This is a genomic window from Nocardiopsis sinuspersici (assembly GCF_001998325.1).
Classification (GTDB): domain Bacteria; phylum Actinomycetota; class Actinomycetes; order Streptosporangiales; family Streptosporangiaceae; genus Nocardiopsis; species Nocardiopsis sinuspersici.
Map to the genome: position 1 here is coordinate 1,101,901 of NZ_MCOK01000001.1, position 15,467 is coordinate 1,117,367.

The window sequence follows — 15,467 nt, forward strand, 5'->3', positions numbered from 1 at the left end:
CGTCTCCCGGCTTCGCTACCGAAGCTAGGAGGGGGCCGTTTCCGTGCCATGTCTCGATTGTTTCCTGCGTGTTACGGAGCCGACCGTTTTCGCAGTCCAACGCGTCTGACCCGGTTATTTTACCCGTACGGGGCCGAAACGGGACGCTTCGCAACACCGGTTGTGTCCTCCGTCACCGGGCCGCCGAGCGCACGTCACGCCGTCGCGACCGGCCCGGACGCGGGTGCGCCGGGGACGCGGATACCGTTGGGGCATGAGCGACGAGACTCGGGGCGCCACCACCACCGCCCCCGGAGACGACTTCCGGTACCGGGGCAACCGGCTCGGCCTGCCCGAGAGCGGTACGGGCTCGGTGCCCGGGATCTCCCGCCGCCTGGTCGGCCTCGCCCTGGACTGGGCGCTGGCCCTCATGCTGGCCTGGGCGGCCTACGGCCTGGGCCTGGTCGGCTCGGGGCCGACCGCCGCGGAGGAGGTCGCGCCGATGGTCAGCAACACCGCCCTCGTCGTCTTCGCGGTCATGAGCATCCTCCTGCTCACCCTTTTCGGCACGACCGTCGGCCGCCGCGTCGCCGGTGTGGGAATCCGCGCCACCGGCGAGCGCTCCTGGCCCTGGTTCGTCTCCATGACGGTGCGCACCCTGCTGTTGTGCCTGGTCGTCCCCGCCGTCGTCTACGACCGCGACACCCGCGGGCTGCACGACAGGGCGGCCGGAACGGTCGCCACCCGCTACTGACCCCTCACGCCTCGTCCCCGGGGCGGCCGGCGGGCCCGCACGCGTGTGCGCGCCCCCTCCGAGCTGCTGTTAGCATCCGTTCATCGCAGGGCGTGTCACGCGGGCCCCGCGCGTCGCCCGAAGACCACCGTGCCCCAGGCACCGGCCGAGGGCGGTCGGAGGACGACGGGCGGACGTGTGTCCGCGGAGCACCTGTGAGGCTCGGGCGGACCGAGGACCCCGCACGGTGCTCAGCCCCCACCCCTCCCACGCACATCGCATCCGTCCGAAGGTTCGCATGGCTGGCAAACGCTCCGCTCCCCGCCCCTCGGGCGTACTCAACGCTATGCGGATGTCCGCAGGGCAGTGGGTCGCCTGTGTCGCCACCGCCCTGGCCATCGCCGTCAGCCTCGGCGGCTACGGCTGGTACCAGGGCATCGTCGGCAACATCACCACCGCGCAGGTGGACACCGACACGTGGGACCGGCCCAGCAGCGTCGAGGGCGTGATGAACCTGCTCATCATGGGCTCCGACATCCGCTCGGGGGAGAACGCCGAGTACGGCGAGGCCGAGGGCGCGCGTCCCGACACCATGCTCATCGCCAGCATCAACGTCGACAACGGCGCGGCCACCCTGGTCAACCTGCCCCGCGACCTGATGGTGGACCTGCCCGCCTGTGAGGCGACGGAGGACTACCCGGGGATGAACGCGCACAGCGGCATGATCAACTCGGCGATGACCTTCGGCGGCGTGGGCTGCCAGTGGCAGACCATCGAGCAGATCACCGGCGTGCACCTGGACCACTTCGTCATGATGGACTTCGCCGGGTTCAAGGACATGGTGGACGCCATCGGCGGCGTGGAGATGTGCATTCCCCAGCCGATCGAGGACCCCAAGGCCCACCTGTCGCTGGACGCGGGGACGCAGAAGCTCAACGGTGAGGAGTCGCTGGGCTACGTGCGCTCCCGCTACGGCCAGGGCGACGGCAGCGACCTGTCCCGGATCGACCGCCAGCAGGAGTTCATGGGCGCGATGCTGCGCCAGGTGCTCAGCAGCGAGGTCATGACCAGCCCGGTGACCATCACCAACTTCCTCGGCGCGATCACCGACTCGGTGACCACCGACGAGGAGCTGACCGTCGACATCATGACCGACATCGCCATCTCCATGCGCGAGGTCGACCTCGAACGGGTCCAGTTCGTCACCGTGCCCAACGGCCAGCACCCCGCCGACCCGAACCGGCTGGCCATGAGCCAGCCCGCCGCCTCCGAGCTGTTCGATGCGATCAGCTCCGGCACCGACCTCTCGGGCGGCGACAAGAAGGAAGAGTCCGGGAAGCCCGAGGAGTCCGGTGGCGCCGAGTCCGGGCCCGCCCCCTCCGAGATCTCCGTGCAGGTCATCAACAACGCCGGTATCGACGGCCTGGCGGGCGAGGTCGAGGGCGTCCTGCTCGACCGGGGCTACAGCGTCACCGGTGTCGGCAACCCCGTGAACCGGGCTCCGCTGGATACCACGGTCTACTACGCGCCCGGCCAGGAGGCGGCGGCCGACCTGCTGGCGGGTTCGCTGGAGAGCGCGGTCACCGAGGAGGTCGCCGGCCTCCCCCAGACCCTGGAGCTGGTCATCGGCCAGGACTGGGGCGGTTTCACCGACGGCGGCGGCTCCTCCGAACCGGAGCTCTCCGTCACCGAGGACCTGGGCGGTACCACCGCGGAGAAGGCGGAGGAGAGCGCCTGCTGAGGCGTCCGGCGGGCGGGTGCGACCTGACACGGTACGTACCTTCCGGTAGCATCCGCCCGTTACGTCCGTGTCGCCGCGCGCACCGCGTGCCCCGGCCCCCACCGCGACCGGACCAGCCCCTGTCCCATACCGAATCGCAGGTGCCTCGTGGCTCCCAGAAACGTGTCCTCGGCCCCGGCCAGGAAGATGAGTCCCGGCCAGTGGGTGGCGTGCGGGATGACCGGCCTGCTCATCGCGGCGAGCCTGACCGTCTACGCGGGATACCGCGACGCCCTCAGCATCGCGACCGAGGAGATCGACACCGACGCCTGGGGCGACCGCCCCGCACAGGTGGAGGGCATTCACAACATCCTGCTGCTGGGTGGGGACAACGAGTCGGAGGGCAAACGCCCCGATGTGCTGGTCATCGTCAACATCAACGTGGACAACGGCACCGCGACCATGGTCAACCTGCCCCGCGACCTGATCGTGGACATCCCCCAGTGTGATCCGGTCGGCGAGTTCCCCGGATGGCCCGGCGGACTACAGCAGATCAACCACGCCGCGACCTACGGCGGTCTGGACTGTTTGGGCAACACGGTGGAGACGACCACCGACATCCACCTGGACCACATGGTGATGGTGGACTTCGCCGGGTTCGAGAACATCGTGGACACCATCGGCGGCGTCGAACTGTGCATCTCCAAGCCGCTCGACGATCCCAAGGCTCATCTGTCGCTGGACCCGGGGACACAGACCCTCAACGGCGAAGAAGCACTCGCCCTGGCCCGTTCCCGCCAGAGCACCGAGCACAAGAACGACATGGGGCGGATCAAGAGCCAGCAGCGGCTGATCGGCGCTATCCTGCGCAAGGTCACCAGCGGTGAGACCCTATCCAGTCCCACGACGCTCTACGACTTCCTGGGGTCGGTCACCGACAGCATGGTGACCGACGACGGATTCACCGTGGACAAGATGGCGGAGCTGGCCATCGCCATGCGTGAGGTGGACCTGAGCCGGATCAACATGGTGATGGTGCCGGTCGTGAACTCACAGACCCACCAGTACAAGGTGGATCCCAAGCAGCCCGCCGCTGACGAGCTGTTCGCCGCGGTCGCCTCCGGTGACGTGCTGCCCGAGGAGGAGAGCGGGGACAAGGGCGAGGACGAGGAGTCCGCGGAGCCCGCCGTCGAACCCGGCGACGTGTCCGTGCGGGTGCTCAACGGCACCGGCAGGACCGGCCTGGCCGACACGTTTCAGGGGCTCCTGGAGAACCAGGGCTTCACGGTCGCCGGTGTAGGCAACCCCGGACCGCGCAACCCGGAGCAGAGCACCATCTACCACGGACCCGGCCAGGAGGCCGCGGCACAGACCCTCGCCGCCGCTCTCGACACCGTGCGGACCGAGGAGGTCCCCGACTTCGGCGAGGAGCTGGAGCTGGTGATGGCGGCCGACTGGAAGGGTCTGGCCGGCGACGGCTCCGCCCCGACCGGCGGCGGAGGCGAGGGCGCGCTGGCCGAGCTCGGCGCCACCTCCGCCGCCGAGGACACGGTCTCCTGCGAGTAGTACCGACGGCCGCGAGGGGCGAGGGCCCGTGAGCACCCCGAGGTGCCCACGGGCCCTCCTCGTGTCCGGGGAGCCGGTGGGGCCGCCGGGGCCGGAACACGGTCCGGACGTGACAGGCCATGGCATAACGTTTATCGTTATTATCGATAAACGATATGGAGGGTGTGTCATGTCCAGGTGGTACCGGCTCCGCTGGAGCAGGGTCGACAACCTCATCGTCCACGGCGCACTCGTTCTCGGGATCACGGTCACGGGCCTCACGGGCCTCTACGCCCTCGTGTGGATCACTCCGCTGCTCCCCGCCGGCGAAGGTATGCCCGTCAACACCGTCACGTCCCGGCTCCCGCAGGACGCTCCCGAGCCCCGGGTCGACGTGGCGACCACCGGCGCCGCCTACGAGGCCGGACCGGTCGGACTCGTGCGGCTCACGTTCCACGACCCCACCACCTTGGAGCGCTTCCTGCTGGTGTTCCCGGCCCTGCTGGGCCTCGCCGCCCTCGTGGTGATGGCCATGGTGTCGCGCGTCATCCGGAGCCTGGGCCAGGGAGACCCCTTCGTCCCCGCCAACGTGCGCCGTGTCTCCGCCATCGCCTTCACGGTCCTGGCGGCCTCCGTGCTCGTCCCCCTCGCCAGGATGGCCTGCGACGGGGTCCTGCGGTCCCGGGCCCTCGGCACGGAGGATTTCACCTTCACGGTGGGCGGCCCCGACGGCGTCTCCCTCACCCACGTCTTCGCCGGGCTCGTCCTGGCCGCGCTCGCCGAGGTCTTCCGCCGGGGCACGCGGCCGCGCGAGGACGTCAGGGGGCTCGTCTGATGCCACCGGAGGACGCCACAGGGATCCGGGTCCACCTGGACAGGCTCCTGGCCGAGCGCGGGATGACCCTCACCCAGCTCGCCGAGCGGGTCGGCGTCACCGTCGTCAACCTGTCGGTGCTCAAGAACGACCGCGCCAGGGCGATCCGCTTCTCCACCCTGGCCGCGCTGTGCCGGGAGCTCCGCTGCCAGCCCGGCGACCTGATCGGCTACGACCCCGAGACGGACCCCGGGGAACCGGACCGGTCCGGCTGAGCCCGCAGGCCGACGCCGAACACGTGGAGGGGGCCGCCGCACCGAGGGGTGCGGCGGCCCCCTCCACGTGTTCGGGCCCGGCAGGGCCGTCTAGGACGTGTTTCCTTGAGGCTGCGCTGCGCTTCGCCTCGTGCTCGTGCGCCGTGGGTACGGGAACCTTCGGCCCCTGCGGTGTGCCCGCTCGTGCCTCACGGGCGCACCTGCGGGGCCTCCAGAACCCCGTCGGCGCCCTCGCCACCCCCCGGCGGCACAGGCCCGAGTCCACCAAGCAGAACCTAGCCGCCCATCTGGCCGCGCATGCCCCTGGGCATCTTCGCGCCCTTGGGCATGGGGCCCTTGGGCATCTGCATCTTGGCGGGCAGCGCCTTGAGCCGGTAGTTCAGCTCGGCGGTCCCGGCCTTGTCCAGGTTGCGGGGCAGCTTGACCAGCGTGCGCTGGAGCTTGGAGACCGGCACCTGGTCCTCGCCGTTGCCCACCTTGAAGTCGTAGATGGGGGTGTCGTTGGCGACACGGGAGACGCGCTTCTTCTCACCGGCGATCAGCGGCTTGAGCCGGTTGGGGTCGCCCTCGCCGACCAGGACCACGCCGGGGCGGCCCACCACCCGGTGCACGACGTCCATCTGCTTGTTGGCGGCCACGCCCGGCTCGACCGACCAGTTGCCGCGCATGTTCTCCAGGATCGCCATCCCCGCGCCCAGGCGTCCGTCCAGCATCTTGTACTGGACGCGCTGCGCGGAGCGGGTGAAGATGATGAAGCCGACCAGGAAGGCGACCGGCAGACCGGTCAGCGGCCACAGGATCCACGAGCCGGTCCAGAGACCGATACCGATGAAGACCGCGAGGATGACCACCGCCGCGGCGACCGCCAGCGGGATACTGCGCGGGCTCTGCTGGTGGACGACCTTGGCGACCATGCCGATCTGCTTGAGCCGGCCCGGCTGCTTCTCGGCCCCGTCCTTGCCCTGGGCCGTGTTCTGGGAACCCTTTTTCGCCATCGTGCTCTCAGGCAGCGTGCGCCGACACCGGTCGGCGGGGAAGGAGATCCCCGGGCTGCCTTGCCTCCTCTTCGCGGTCGACCTGGGTGCGGCGCCTTTCGGCGCCACCGACGGGGCGCCTCTTCCTCACCAGGATATGTGGACGTGCTCCTATGTGAGGAACGGTGGCCCGCGGGCCACCGTTCCAGGTTGGTCACGACTCGGGCGGAAAGCCCGTTACGCGTTGTTCGCCAGGGCGGCGTTCTCGGCGTCCCGCTTCTCCCGCGCCTGCTTGTACAGACGGCCGGCGCGGTAGGAGGAGCGCACGAGCGGACCCGACATGACACCGGCGAAACCGATCTCCTCGGCCTCCCGGCCCAGCTCCACGAACTCCTCGGGCCGCACCCACCGGTCGATCGGGTGGTGCAGCTTGGAGGGGCGCAGGTACTGGGTGATGGTGAGCAGGTCGCACCCGGCCTCGTGCAGGTCGCGCATCGCCTCGCTGATCTCCTCACGGGTCTCGCCCATGCCCAGGATCAGGTTCGACTTGGTGACCAGGCCGTCCTCGCGGGCCTCGGTGATCACCCGGAGGGAGCGCTCGTAGCGAAAGCCCGGACGGATGCGTTTGAAGATCCGCGGCACCGTCTCGATGTTGTGCGCGAGCACCTCCGGACGCGAGCCGAACACCTCGGCCAGCTGGTCCGGTTCGGCGTTGAAGTCGGGGATGAGCAGCTCCACGCCCGTGTCCGGGTTGAGCTCGTGGATCTTGCGGACGGTCTCCGCGTACAGCCAGGCGCCGCCGTCCTCCAGGTCGTCACGGGCCACACCGGTGACGGTGGCGTAGCGCAGCTCCATCTTCTGGACGGAGGTGGCGACCTTGGTCGGCTCCATGCGGTCCAGGGCGGTGGGCTTGCCGGTGGCGATCTGGCAGAAGTCGCAGCGCCGCGTGCACTGGTCGCCGCCGATGAGGAACGTCGCCTCCCGGTCCTCCCAGCACTCGTAGATGTTGGGGCAGCCGGCCTCCTGGCACACCGTGTGCAGGCCCTCGCTCTTGACCAGGGACTGGAGCTCGGTGTACTCGGGCCCCATGTGCGCCTTGATCTTGATCCACGGCGGCTTCTTCTCGATGGGGGTCTCGCTGTTGCGCGCCTCCACGCGCAGCAGCTTGCGGCCCTCAGGAGCGATGGTCAACGTGAACCCGTTCCCTTCTGTGCCCCGTGACGGGGACCCTTCCGCCCCTTGTGGGGGCGCTTCGTCCCTGCGGGGACTGGCTCATGGTGTGGTGTGTCATCCACGGGCGGTGGCGCCGGAGAGGAGTTCGGCGCCGTCGGTGTGGCTGTACCCCTCCGCGCCGAGGACGTCCGCCAGGTGGCGCTCCATCCGCGGCCGTACGTCGGCCACGGTCACGTCGCGCCCCAGTTCGACGGAGAGCGAGGTGGTCCCGGCGTCGGTGATTCCGCACGGGATGATCCGGTCGTACCACGACAAGTCATTGTCGCAGTTCAACGCGAGTCCGTGCATACCGACCCCCCGCGCGATTCGGCAGCCGATGGCGGCCACCTTGCGCTCGACCAGGCCGCGCCCGGGGTCGGCGTCCAGCCACACCCCGGTGCGTCCCTCCACCCGCCTGCCGGTCAGACCGTACTCCGCGATGGTGCGGATGATGGCCTCCTCCAGCATCCGTACGTAGGCGATCACGTCCACGGGGTCCGGCATCCTGACGATGGGGTACACCGTCAGCTGTCCGGGGCCGTGCCAGGTGATCTTGCCGCCCCGGTCGATGTCCACGACGGGCGCCCCGGGGTCGGTGATGGGACGATCCCACCTCCCGGTGCGTTTTCCGGCGGTGTAGACGGGCTCGTGCTCCAGGAACAGGACCGTGTCGGCCACCTCATCGGCGACGCGGCGCTCGTGGAGCCGCTTCTGCAGGTCCCATCCCTGGTGGTACGGGACGGGAGCGTCGCCCAGCCATGCGTAAACGAGATCACTCACACACCCACCTTACGCCCCGGTGGAGGGCCCCGGTCTGGCCAGGATGTCGGATAGCGCACGGTCGAGGGTGGGCAGCGCGAAGGAATATCCGGCCTTGGCCAGGCGTTCGGGCAGGACTCTCAGATCGGTCAGCGCGGTCTCCTCGGCGAAGTCCCCCAGGACCGCGCGCAGCGCCGCCGCCGGGACCGGAAGGAACACCGGGCGTCCCAGGGCCCGTCCCAGGGCCCGGGAGAAGTCCGCGTTGCTCACCGGCTCGGGCGCGCACATGTTCACCGGTCCGGTGATCTCGGGGTGCTCCAGCAGGAACCGTACGGCCCCGATGTGGTCGCGCATGGCGATCCAGCTCATGTACTGCGCACCCGACCCCAGGCGGCCGCCCAGCCCGGCCCGGTACAGCGGCAGCAGCGTGCGCAGCATGCCGCCCGAGCGGTCGAGCACCACCGAGGTGCGCATGTGGGCCACCGACAGGCCCGCCTCGGCTGCGGGGGCGGCGGCCTCCTCCCAGTCCTGGCAGACCCCGGCCAGGAACCCGGTGCCCGGCGGGCTGTCCTCGGTGGCCGCGTGCCCGCCGGTGTCCCCGTAGTAGTGCGTCCCCGAGGCGGTCAGCAGCCGCGGGGGCGGGTCGGCCATGCCCGCCAGCGCCTGGCACAGCGTCCGGGTGCCGCGCACACGGCTGCGCCGGATGACGGTGCGCCGGTGCCGTGTCCACAGGGCCGGGCCGACCGGCGCGCCGGCCAGGTGCACCACGGCGTCCGCCCCGTGCAGGGCCACGGTGTCCACCCGCCCCTGCTCGGGGCGCCACTCCGCCTCCTCCACGTGCGGTGGATGCTGCCCCCGCGGCAGGTGCCGCACCATGCGCACCACCGTGTGCCCGTCGTCGAGGAGGGACGCCTCCAGCGCCCTGCCGATGAGTCCTGATGCCCCCGTGATCGCCACTCTCATGGTCCAGGGTCTACCCTCAGGGCCTCCGAACTCCCGTGACGGAGGCCGTCAAAGGTGCGTCCCGGGGCGCCCACCGGTTTTTTCCTCGGCTTTTTCCGCGAAAGAGCTGCGGAAGGGCTCCCCGCTCTTCTACCTTGAAGGTGGGACAGGAACTCCGCGTCACCGCGGAGATACTGTGGGCGACGCGCTGTCGGGCTGGCTGCCGCGCGCCCGACACAGACCTTTGATGATGGGGATCATCAGGGGATGGTGATTGGTGGGGTAGAAAGGCGGGGCGGTGCCGTGAGGCACCGCCCCGTCCACCGTGTTCGCCCCGGAGCCCGTCCGTCACCACCCCCAACGGACGGCCTGCGGCCGCGGTACCTGCCGTCCCGCCAGCGGATCCTCCAGAACCCCGCCGACGCCCGAACGACACCTCCCCGGGGCTCCGCTAACCGGGGTAGGGGCGGCGCTCCCGGGCCTCGCGCAGGGCCAGCGCCCACCACGCGAGCTGGTGCAGCATCCTCTCCACGGCCGCCTCCGCCTCCGACATGTCCACCACCGGCTCTCCGTCGGCGCCGAACATCGTCTGCGCGTTGTGCAGGCTGACCGTGTCGCGGATCGTGGCGGTGTGCAGCTCCGAGAAGACCGACCGCAGCTGCTCGATCGCGCGCAGGCCCCCGGACATCCCGCCGTAGGAGACGAACCCGACGGCCTTGCCGAACCACTCCCTGCGCGCGGCGTCGATGGCGCTCTTGAGCTCACCGGGGTAGCCGTGGTTGTACTCCGGAGTCACCACCACGAACCCGTCGGCGGCGTCCACGGTCCGCGCCGAGTCCGGGGCCATCGGCCCGCCGTGGCCGTCCGCCGGACTGATGTCGTCCACGTCCAGGAAGCCGAACTCCACGTCCGGGTCGGGGTACTTGGCGGCGCGGTCCACGAACCAGCGCGAGACGGCGGGGCCGGTGCGGCCCCTGCGGTTACCGCCGAGGATGACCGCGATCCGAAGGTTGTTCATGTGGGTCCTTGCTTCTTGGTGCCGTCTCGGCCCACGGGAGAGCGGGCACGTCGGGCGGGCACGCGCGGATCGGCTCTGCCCTGCCGGGAAAGGAGCCGCGCGGCGCACCGTCGGTTCTTCGGGACGGGCCAACGCTAGAACCTCAACAGCGCTTGAGGTCAAATCGACCGGGCCCCGGAGGTCCGCCACCGGGAGGAGGCCGACCCGGAAGACGGCGCCGGGCCGGGAACCGCGGGAACGGCACCCGACCCGGCGGGGTCGTGCGATGCGGTCGGGCCGGGCCCGACCCGCCTAGGACAGGTCCAGGTCGCCCTCGAAGGCGCCCTGCTCCAGGCGTTCCTTCACCGCCTGGAGGAAGCGGCCGGCGTCGGCGCTGTCGATCAGGCGGTGGTCGTGGGCCAGCGACAGGTACACCATCGAGCGCACCGCGATCACCTCGTCGCCCATGGACAGGTCCTCGACCACGACGGGGCGCTTGACGACCGCGCCGGTGCCCAGGATCGCCACCTGCGGCTGGTTGATGATCGGCGTGCCGAACAGCGCGCCGGTGCAGCCGGTCTCGGCGATGGTGAACGTGCCGCCGCCCAGCTCGTCCGGACCGAGCTTGCCGGTGTGGGCGCGCTCGGTCAGGTCCGTGATCTTGCGCGCCAGGGCGCTCAGGTTCAGCTTGCCCGCCTCCTTGACCACCGGGGCGAGCAGACCGCGCGCGGTGTCCACCGAGACGCCGAGGTTCTCCACGTCGTGGTAGGTCACCTCCCGCTTGTCGCTGTCGACCACCGCGTTGAGCTTGGGGTGGGACCGCAGGGCCTCCACCGCGGCCAGCGCGAAGAAGGGGAAGAAGTCCAGCGGGATGCCCTCGCGGTCGGCGAAGCGGTCGGCGGCCTGCTCGCGCAGACGGGCGATCTTGGTGACGTCCACCTCGATGACCTGGGTGGTCGTGGCCGAGACGTGCAGCGACTCCACCATCCGGTCCGCGATGGACAGGCGCAGGCGGCTGAGCTTCTCGGTGCGGCCGCGCAGCGAGGCGTCGTCCGCCACCTTGCTCGGCGCCGAGGACGGGGCCGGTGCGGCGGCGCGCGCGGCCTCGCCCTGCTCCTCGGCGGCCTTGAGCACGTCCTGCTTGCGGACGCGTCCGCCCACGCCGGTGCCCTTGACGCGGCCCAGATCCACGCCGTGCTCGGCGGCGAGCTTGCGCACCAGCGGCGTCACGTAGGCCTCGGTCCCGGAGTCGGTGCCCGAGGCGCGGCCGGTGCCGCTGAGGGTCTCGATGTCCACGGACGGCCCCTCCTGGGCCTGTTCCCTGTCCGCGGCGGGCTCGCGCTCGGGAGCGGGAGCGGGCTTCGGCTTCTCCGGTGCGGGCTCGGGCTCGGGCTTCGCGGCGGGCTCGGGCTGCTCGGGTGCCGGCTCGGGCTTCGGCGCGGCCTCGGGCGGAGCGGGCGCCTCGGAGGAGGCCGGGGGCTCGTCGCCGGTACCGCCGATGACGGCGATCTCATCGCCGATCTCCACGGTCTCGTCCTCACCGACGACGATCTTGGTGAGCACACCGGCGGCCGGTGACGGGATCTCGGTGTCCACCTTGTCGGTGGAGACCTCGAGGAGCGGCTCGTCCACCTCGACGGTGTCGCCGACGTTCTTCAGCCACTGCGTGACGGTGCCCTCGGTGACGCTCTCACCCAGGGCCGGCATGGTCACCGACGTCTTCGGACCTTCGGAGGAGGCCTCCGACGGCGCGGACGGGGCGGGCTCGGGCTCGCGCGCGGGCTCCGGCTCCTCGGCCGCCGCGGGCTCGGGGGCGGGCTCCGGCTCGGGCTCCTCCTCCGGCTCGGGCCGGGAGGCCTCGGCGGCGGGTTCGCCGCCGCCCTCGTCGGCGCTCTCGCCCTCGTCGCCGATGACGGCGATCTCCGCGCCGATCTCCACGGTCTCGTCCTCGTCGACGAGGATCTTGGTGAGTACGCCCGAGACCGGTGACGGAATCTCGGTGTCCACCTTGTCGGTGGAGACCTCAAGGAGCGGCTCGTCTGCCTCGACGGTGTCGCCCACGTTCTTCAGCCACTGTGTGACGGTGCCCTCGGTGACGCTCTCACCCAGGGCTGGCATGGAAACGGAAGTCGGCATGGGTTCCTCGTTGGATCTGGGCGCGGTCTCTGCCCAACCCCTTGACTGGGCAGCGCGGATGTGTGCGGGGGCGGGCCTTGGCGGCCCGCCCCCGGATGGTGCGGTCAGTCGTGGACGTGGAGCGGCTTGCCCGCCAGCGCCAGGTGCGCCTCACCGAGCGCCTCGGACTGGCTCGGGTGCGGGTGGACCAGTTGCGCCACCTCGGAGGGCAGCGCCTCCCAGTTGTAGATCAGCTGGCTCTCGGCGACCAGCTCGCCGACGCGGCTGCCGACCATGTGGACGCCCAGTACCCGGCCGTCCTTCTCGGCGATGACCTTCACCGCGCCCTGCGTCTGCAGGATCTGGCTCTTGCCGTTGCCCGCGAGGCTGTAGTTCATCTCCACGACGTCGTGGCCGCGTTCCTTGGCGACCTCGGAGGTCAGGCCCACCGAGGCGACCTCGGGCTCACAGTAGGTGACGCGGGGAACACCGTCGTAGTCGATCGCGGGCGGGTTCTGCCCCGCGATGTGCTCGGCGACGAAGATGCCCTCGGCGAAACCCACATGGGCGAGCTGGAGGGTGGGGACGAGGTCGCCCACGGCGTAGACGCTGCCCACTCCGGTGTGCAGGTTCTCGTCCACCTGGACGAAGCCGCGGTCCAGGGTGATGCCCTGCTCCTCGTAGCCCAGGCCCTCGGAGACGGGTCCGCGGCCGATGGCGACCAGCAGGATCTCGGCCTCCAGGGTCTTGCCGCCCTTGAGGGTGACGGTCACTCCGGAGTCGGTGGTCTTGACCGACTCGAACGGGGTGCCCAGCTCGTACTTGATCTTGCGCTTGCGGAAGGCGCGCTCCAGCAGCTTGGAGCTCGACTCCTCCTCCGCGGGCACCAGGTGGGGCAGGGCCTCGACGATGGTGACGTCGGCGCCGTAGGAGCGCCACACGCTGGCGAACTCCACGCCGATCACACCGCCGCCCAGGACGATGACCGACTCGGGGACACGGTTCATGTCCATGGCCTGGTCACTGGTCATGACCTTCTCGCCGTCGATGTCCAGGCCCAGGGTCTTGGGCTTGGAACCGGTGGCCAGCAGGATGTTGCGGCCCTTGTACACGGTGCCGCCGACGGTGACCTCGTCCTTGCCGGTGAGCTTGCCCTCACCCTCCACGACGGTGATGCCGCGGGACTTGACCAGGCCGGTCAGGCCCTTGAACAGGCCGCCGATCACCTTGTCCTTGTACTTGTGCACGGCCTCGATGTCGATGCCGTCGAAGGTGGCCCTGACGCCGAAGCTCTCGCTCTCCTTGGCGGAGTCGGCGACCTCGGCCGAGTGCAGCAGGGCCTTGGTGGGGATGCAGCCGCGGTGCAGGCAGGTGCCGCCCAGCTTGTCTTTCTCGATCAGGACGACGCTCATGTCCAGCTCCGCGGCGCGCAGTGCCGCCGCGTAGCCGCCGCTGCCGCCGCCAAGGACGACGAGGTCGAAGGTGCCGCCGCTCTCACTCACGGGAACGAACTCCTTGTTGTGTGGCTGGTGATGGGTGGTGGGGCCGCGGACGGGGCTGGGGAAGCGAGGGGGGCGGCGTCCGCGTCCGCGGTGCCGGGGAGGGGCGGGCGCTCCGGCTCACAGAGCCCCGCCCCGTCCACGGGGACTATCTGGCGTACTCCTCCGCGATGCGGACCAGTGTGCGCGTGCCCGCGCCGGTGCCGCCCTTGGGGGTGTAGCCGTGCGGACCGCCCTGGTTGAAGGACGGGCCCGCGATGTCGAGGTGCGCCCACTTGACGCCGTCCTCGATGAACTCCTTGAGGAAGACGCCCGCGGAGAGCATCCCGCCCCAGCGCTCGCCCGCCACGTTGGCGATGTCGGCGACCGAGGAGTCCAGTCCCGAGCGAAGCTCCTCGGGAAGGGGCATCGGCCAGGAGGTCTCGCCCGCGGCGCCCGCGGCGGAGACGACGTCGGCGCGCACGTCGTCGTCGTTGGACATGACCGCGAACACGCGGGTGCCGAGCGCGACCAGCTGGGCGCCGGTCAGGGTGGCGATGTCCACGACCAGGTCGGGCCCGTCCTCCTGCGCGCGGACCAGGGCGTCGGCCATGACCAGGCGGCCCTCGGCGTCGGTGTTGAGCACCTCCACGGTCTTGCCGCCGTAGATGGTCAGCACGTCGGAGGGGCGCTGGGCGGTGCCGCTGGGCATGTTCTCGGCCACGGCCAGGTAGCCGACGACGTTGACCTTCAGGCCCAGTGCGGCGATGGCGCGCATGGCGGCGAGCACGGAGGCGGCGCCGGCCATGTCGGACTTCATCCAGTCCATCGAGCCCGCGGGCTTGAGGGACAGGCCGCCGGAGTCGAACGTGATGCCCTTGCCGACGAAGGCGACGGTGCGGGTGGCCTCCGGGTGGGTGTGGGAGAGCCGGACCAGGCGGGGCGGGTTGGCCGAGCCCTGGCCGACCCCGGTCAGGCCGCCGTAGCCGCCCTCGGACAGGGCGCGCTCGTCCAGGACCTCGATCTGGAGGCCGGTCTGCCGGGCGATCTCCTGGGCGGTGTCGGCCAGGTCCTCGGGGACCAGGTCGGCCGGGGCGGTGTTGACCAGGTCGCGCGTGAGGTTGACGGCCTCGGCCAGGACGGCGGCGCGCCCGGCGGCGTCACCGGCGTCGGAGGCGGAGGAGGCCAGGACCAGCTCGGTGGTCTTCTCGGTCTTCCCGGTGCGGTACCGGTCGAAGCCGTAGGCGCCCAGCCGTGCGCCGAGGGCGACGGCCTCGGCCTCGGCGGAGGTCTGTGCGGGCAGGGCCAGGACGACCCGGCCGGCGCCCTCCGGACGCGAGGTCAGGGAACGCAGCGCGGCACCGGCCGCACGGGACAGGACGTCGGAGTCGACGGGGCCCTCGGCGGGCGCCGGGCCGAGACCGACCGCGACGACGACCGGGGCCTTGACGGCTCCGAGGGAGGCAAGGGTGTGCACCTCCTCGGGGGCGCCGCTCGCTCCCATGAGCGACAGGGTATGGGCGAGGCCGCCGGAGAAGGCGGCATCGACGTCTTGGGCGCCCGACGCGGGCTCCGGAGCATCGCCTCCGGAGTGGTAACCGACGACAACCGCGTCGGCGTCGAGCGAACTGGGGGACTCCGTATTTACTGACAACGACGTGCTCACGTTCCCGATGCTAGTCGCCTCGCGCGCTCGGCGGCGACGCGGCGCCCCGGCGTGGGAGGGGGGCTGACACGGCGCTGCGGACGATCCCGGGGAGCGGGGGTTCCCCGGGGCGGCTCCGGCCCGCTCGGGCGGCCAGGAGGGCTCTGACTGCCGGTGGAGGGCGTCGTGCGCCGTCGCCGGGGGGTCGCCGGTTCCCCGTGTGCGGAATCCGTGAAACCCCGTGTGAAAAAATGTGATGATCCCGACATCGGGAGGCCC

At 70.9% G+C, this 15,467-nt stretch carries 13 protein-coding genes; 5 read left to right on the forward strand and 8 right to left on the reverse strand.

Going from position 1 to position 15,467, the window contains the following annotated elements; genetic code table 11:
• Window positions 1–253 precede the first annotated feature (253 nt).
• The 5 genes from NOSIN_RS04650 to NOSIN_RS04670 all read left to right on the forward strand — a co-directional run bounded on the left by NOSIN_RS04650 (window position 254) and on the right by NOSIN_RS04670 (window position 5,066).
• Entirely contained in the window at window positions 254–733 is a 480-nt protein-coding gene (locus tag NOSIN_RS04650) for an RDD family protein (RefSeq protein WP_077689551.1), read from the forward strand.
• A gap of 277 nt (window positions 734–1,010) precedes the next feature.
• Complete coding sequence (locus tag NOSIN_RS04655) at window positions 1,011–2,453, forward strand: LCP family protein (RefSeq protein ID WP_077689552.1); 1,443 nt, start codon at window positions 1,011–1,013, stop codon at window positions 2,451–2,453.
• Window positions 2,454–2,639: 186 nt separating this feature from the next.
• On the forward strand, window positions 2,640–3,998 hold the full coding sequence (locus tag NOSIN_RS04660; RefSeq protein WP_077689553.1) for an LCP family protein: 1,359 nt from the start codon (window positions 2,640–2,642) through the stop codon (window positions 3,996–3,998).
• Between the two features lie 169 nt (window positions 3,999–4,167).
• Window positions 4,168–4,812, forward strand: coding sequence for a DUF2975 domain-containing protein (locus tag NOSIN_RS04665; protein ID WP_077689554.1), 645 nt, complete (start codon window positions 4,168–4,170; stop codon window positions 4,810–4,812).
• Window positions 4,812–5,066 (forward strand): helix-turn-helix domain-containing protein, encoded by a 255-nt coding sequence (locus tag NOSIN_RS04670; protein WP_077689555.1) that lies wholly within the window; start codon window positions 4,812–4,814, stop codon window positions 5,064–5,066. Before NOSIN_RS04665 ends, NOSIN_RS04670 begins: the two co-directional genes overlap by 1 nt.
• Before the next feature lie 275 nt (window positions 5,067–5,341).
• On the opposite strand, the gene NOSIN_RS04675 is transcribed toward NOSIN_RS04670, so the two are convergent.
• The 8 genes from NOSIN_RS04675 to NOSIN_RS04710 form a co-directional block, all read right to left on the reverse strand.
• Window positions 5,342–6,061 (reverse strand): DUF4191 domain-containing protein, encoded by a 720-nt coding sequence (locus NOSIN_RS04675; RefSeq protein WP_077689556.1) that lies wholly within the window; start codon window positions 6,059–6,061, stop codon window positions 5,342–5,344.
• 216 nt (window positions 6,062–6,277) lie between these two features.
• Window positions 6,278–7,231, reverse strand: coding sequence for a lipoyl synthase (gene lipA / locus NOSIN_RS04680; protein ID WP_077689557.1), 954 nt, complete (start codon window positions 7,229–7,231; stop codon window positions 6,278–6,280).
• 96 nt (window positions 7,232–7,327) lie between these two features.
• Complete coding sequence (gene lipB / locus NOSIN_RS04685; protein ID WP_077689558.1) at window positions 7,328–8,032, reverse strand: lipoyl(octanoyl) transferase LipB; 705 nt, start codon at window positions 8,030–8,032, stop codon at window positions 7,328–7,330.
• Window positions 8,033–8,041: 9 nt separating this feature from the next.
• Window positions 8,042–8,974 carry a TIGR01777 family oxidoreductase gene (locus NOSIN_RS04690; protein WP_171986556.1) on the reverse strand — a complete coding sequence of 311 codons (933 nt, stop codon included), beginning with the start codon at window positions 8,972–8,974 and terminating at the stop codon, window positions 8,042–8,044.
• A 430-nt stretch (window positions 8,975–9,404) separates the two neighbouring features.
• Entirely contained in the window at window positions 9,405–9,971 is a 567-nt protein-coding gene (locus NOSIN_RS04695; protein WP_077689560.1) for an NADPH-dependent FMN reductase, read from the reverse strand.
• A gap of 291 nt (window positions 9,972–10,262) precedes the next feature.
• Window positions 10,263–12,068, reverse strand: coding sequence for a 2-oxoglutarate dehydrogenase, E2 component, dihydrolipoamide succinyltransferase (gene sucB / locus NOSIN_RS04700; protein WP_236743452.1), 1,806 nt, complete (start codon window positions 12,066–12,068; stop codon window positions 10,263–10,265).
• Window positions 12,069–12,190: 122 nt separating this feature from the next.
• Window positions 12,191–13,567, reverse strand: a complete 1,377-nt coding sequence (gene lpdA / locus NOSIN_RS04705; RefSeq protein ID WP_077689562.1) for a dihydrolipoyl dehydrogenase — start codon at window positions 13,565–13,567, stop codon at window positions 12,191–12,193.
• Window positions 13,568–13,712: 145 nt separating this feature from the next.
• Window positions 13,713–15,209 carry a leucyl aminopeptidase gene (locus tag NOSIN_RS04710; protein ID WP_077689563.1) on the reverse strand — a complete coding sequence of 499 codons (1,497 nt, stop codon included), beginning with the start codon at window positions 15,207–15,209 and terminating at the stop codon, window positions 13,713–13,715.
• Window positions 15,210–15,467 lie beyond the last annotated feature (258 nt).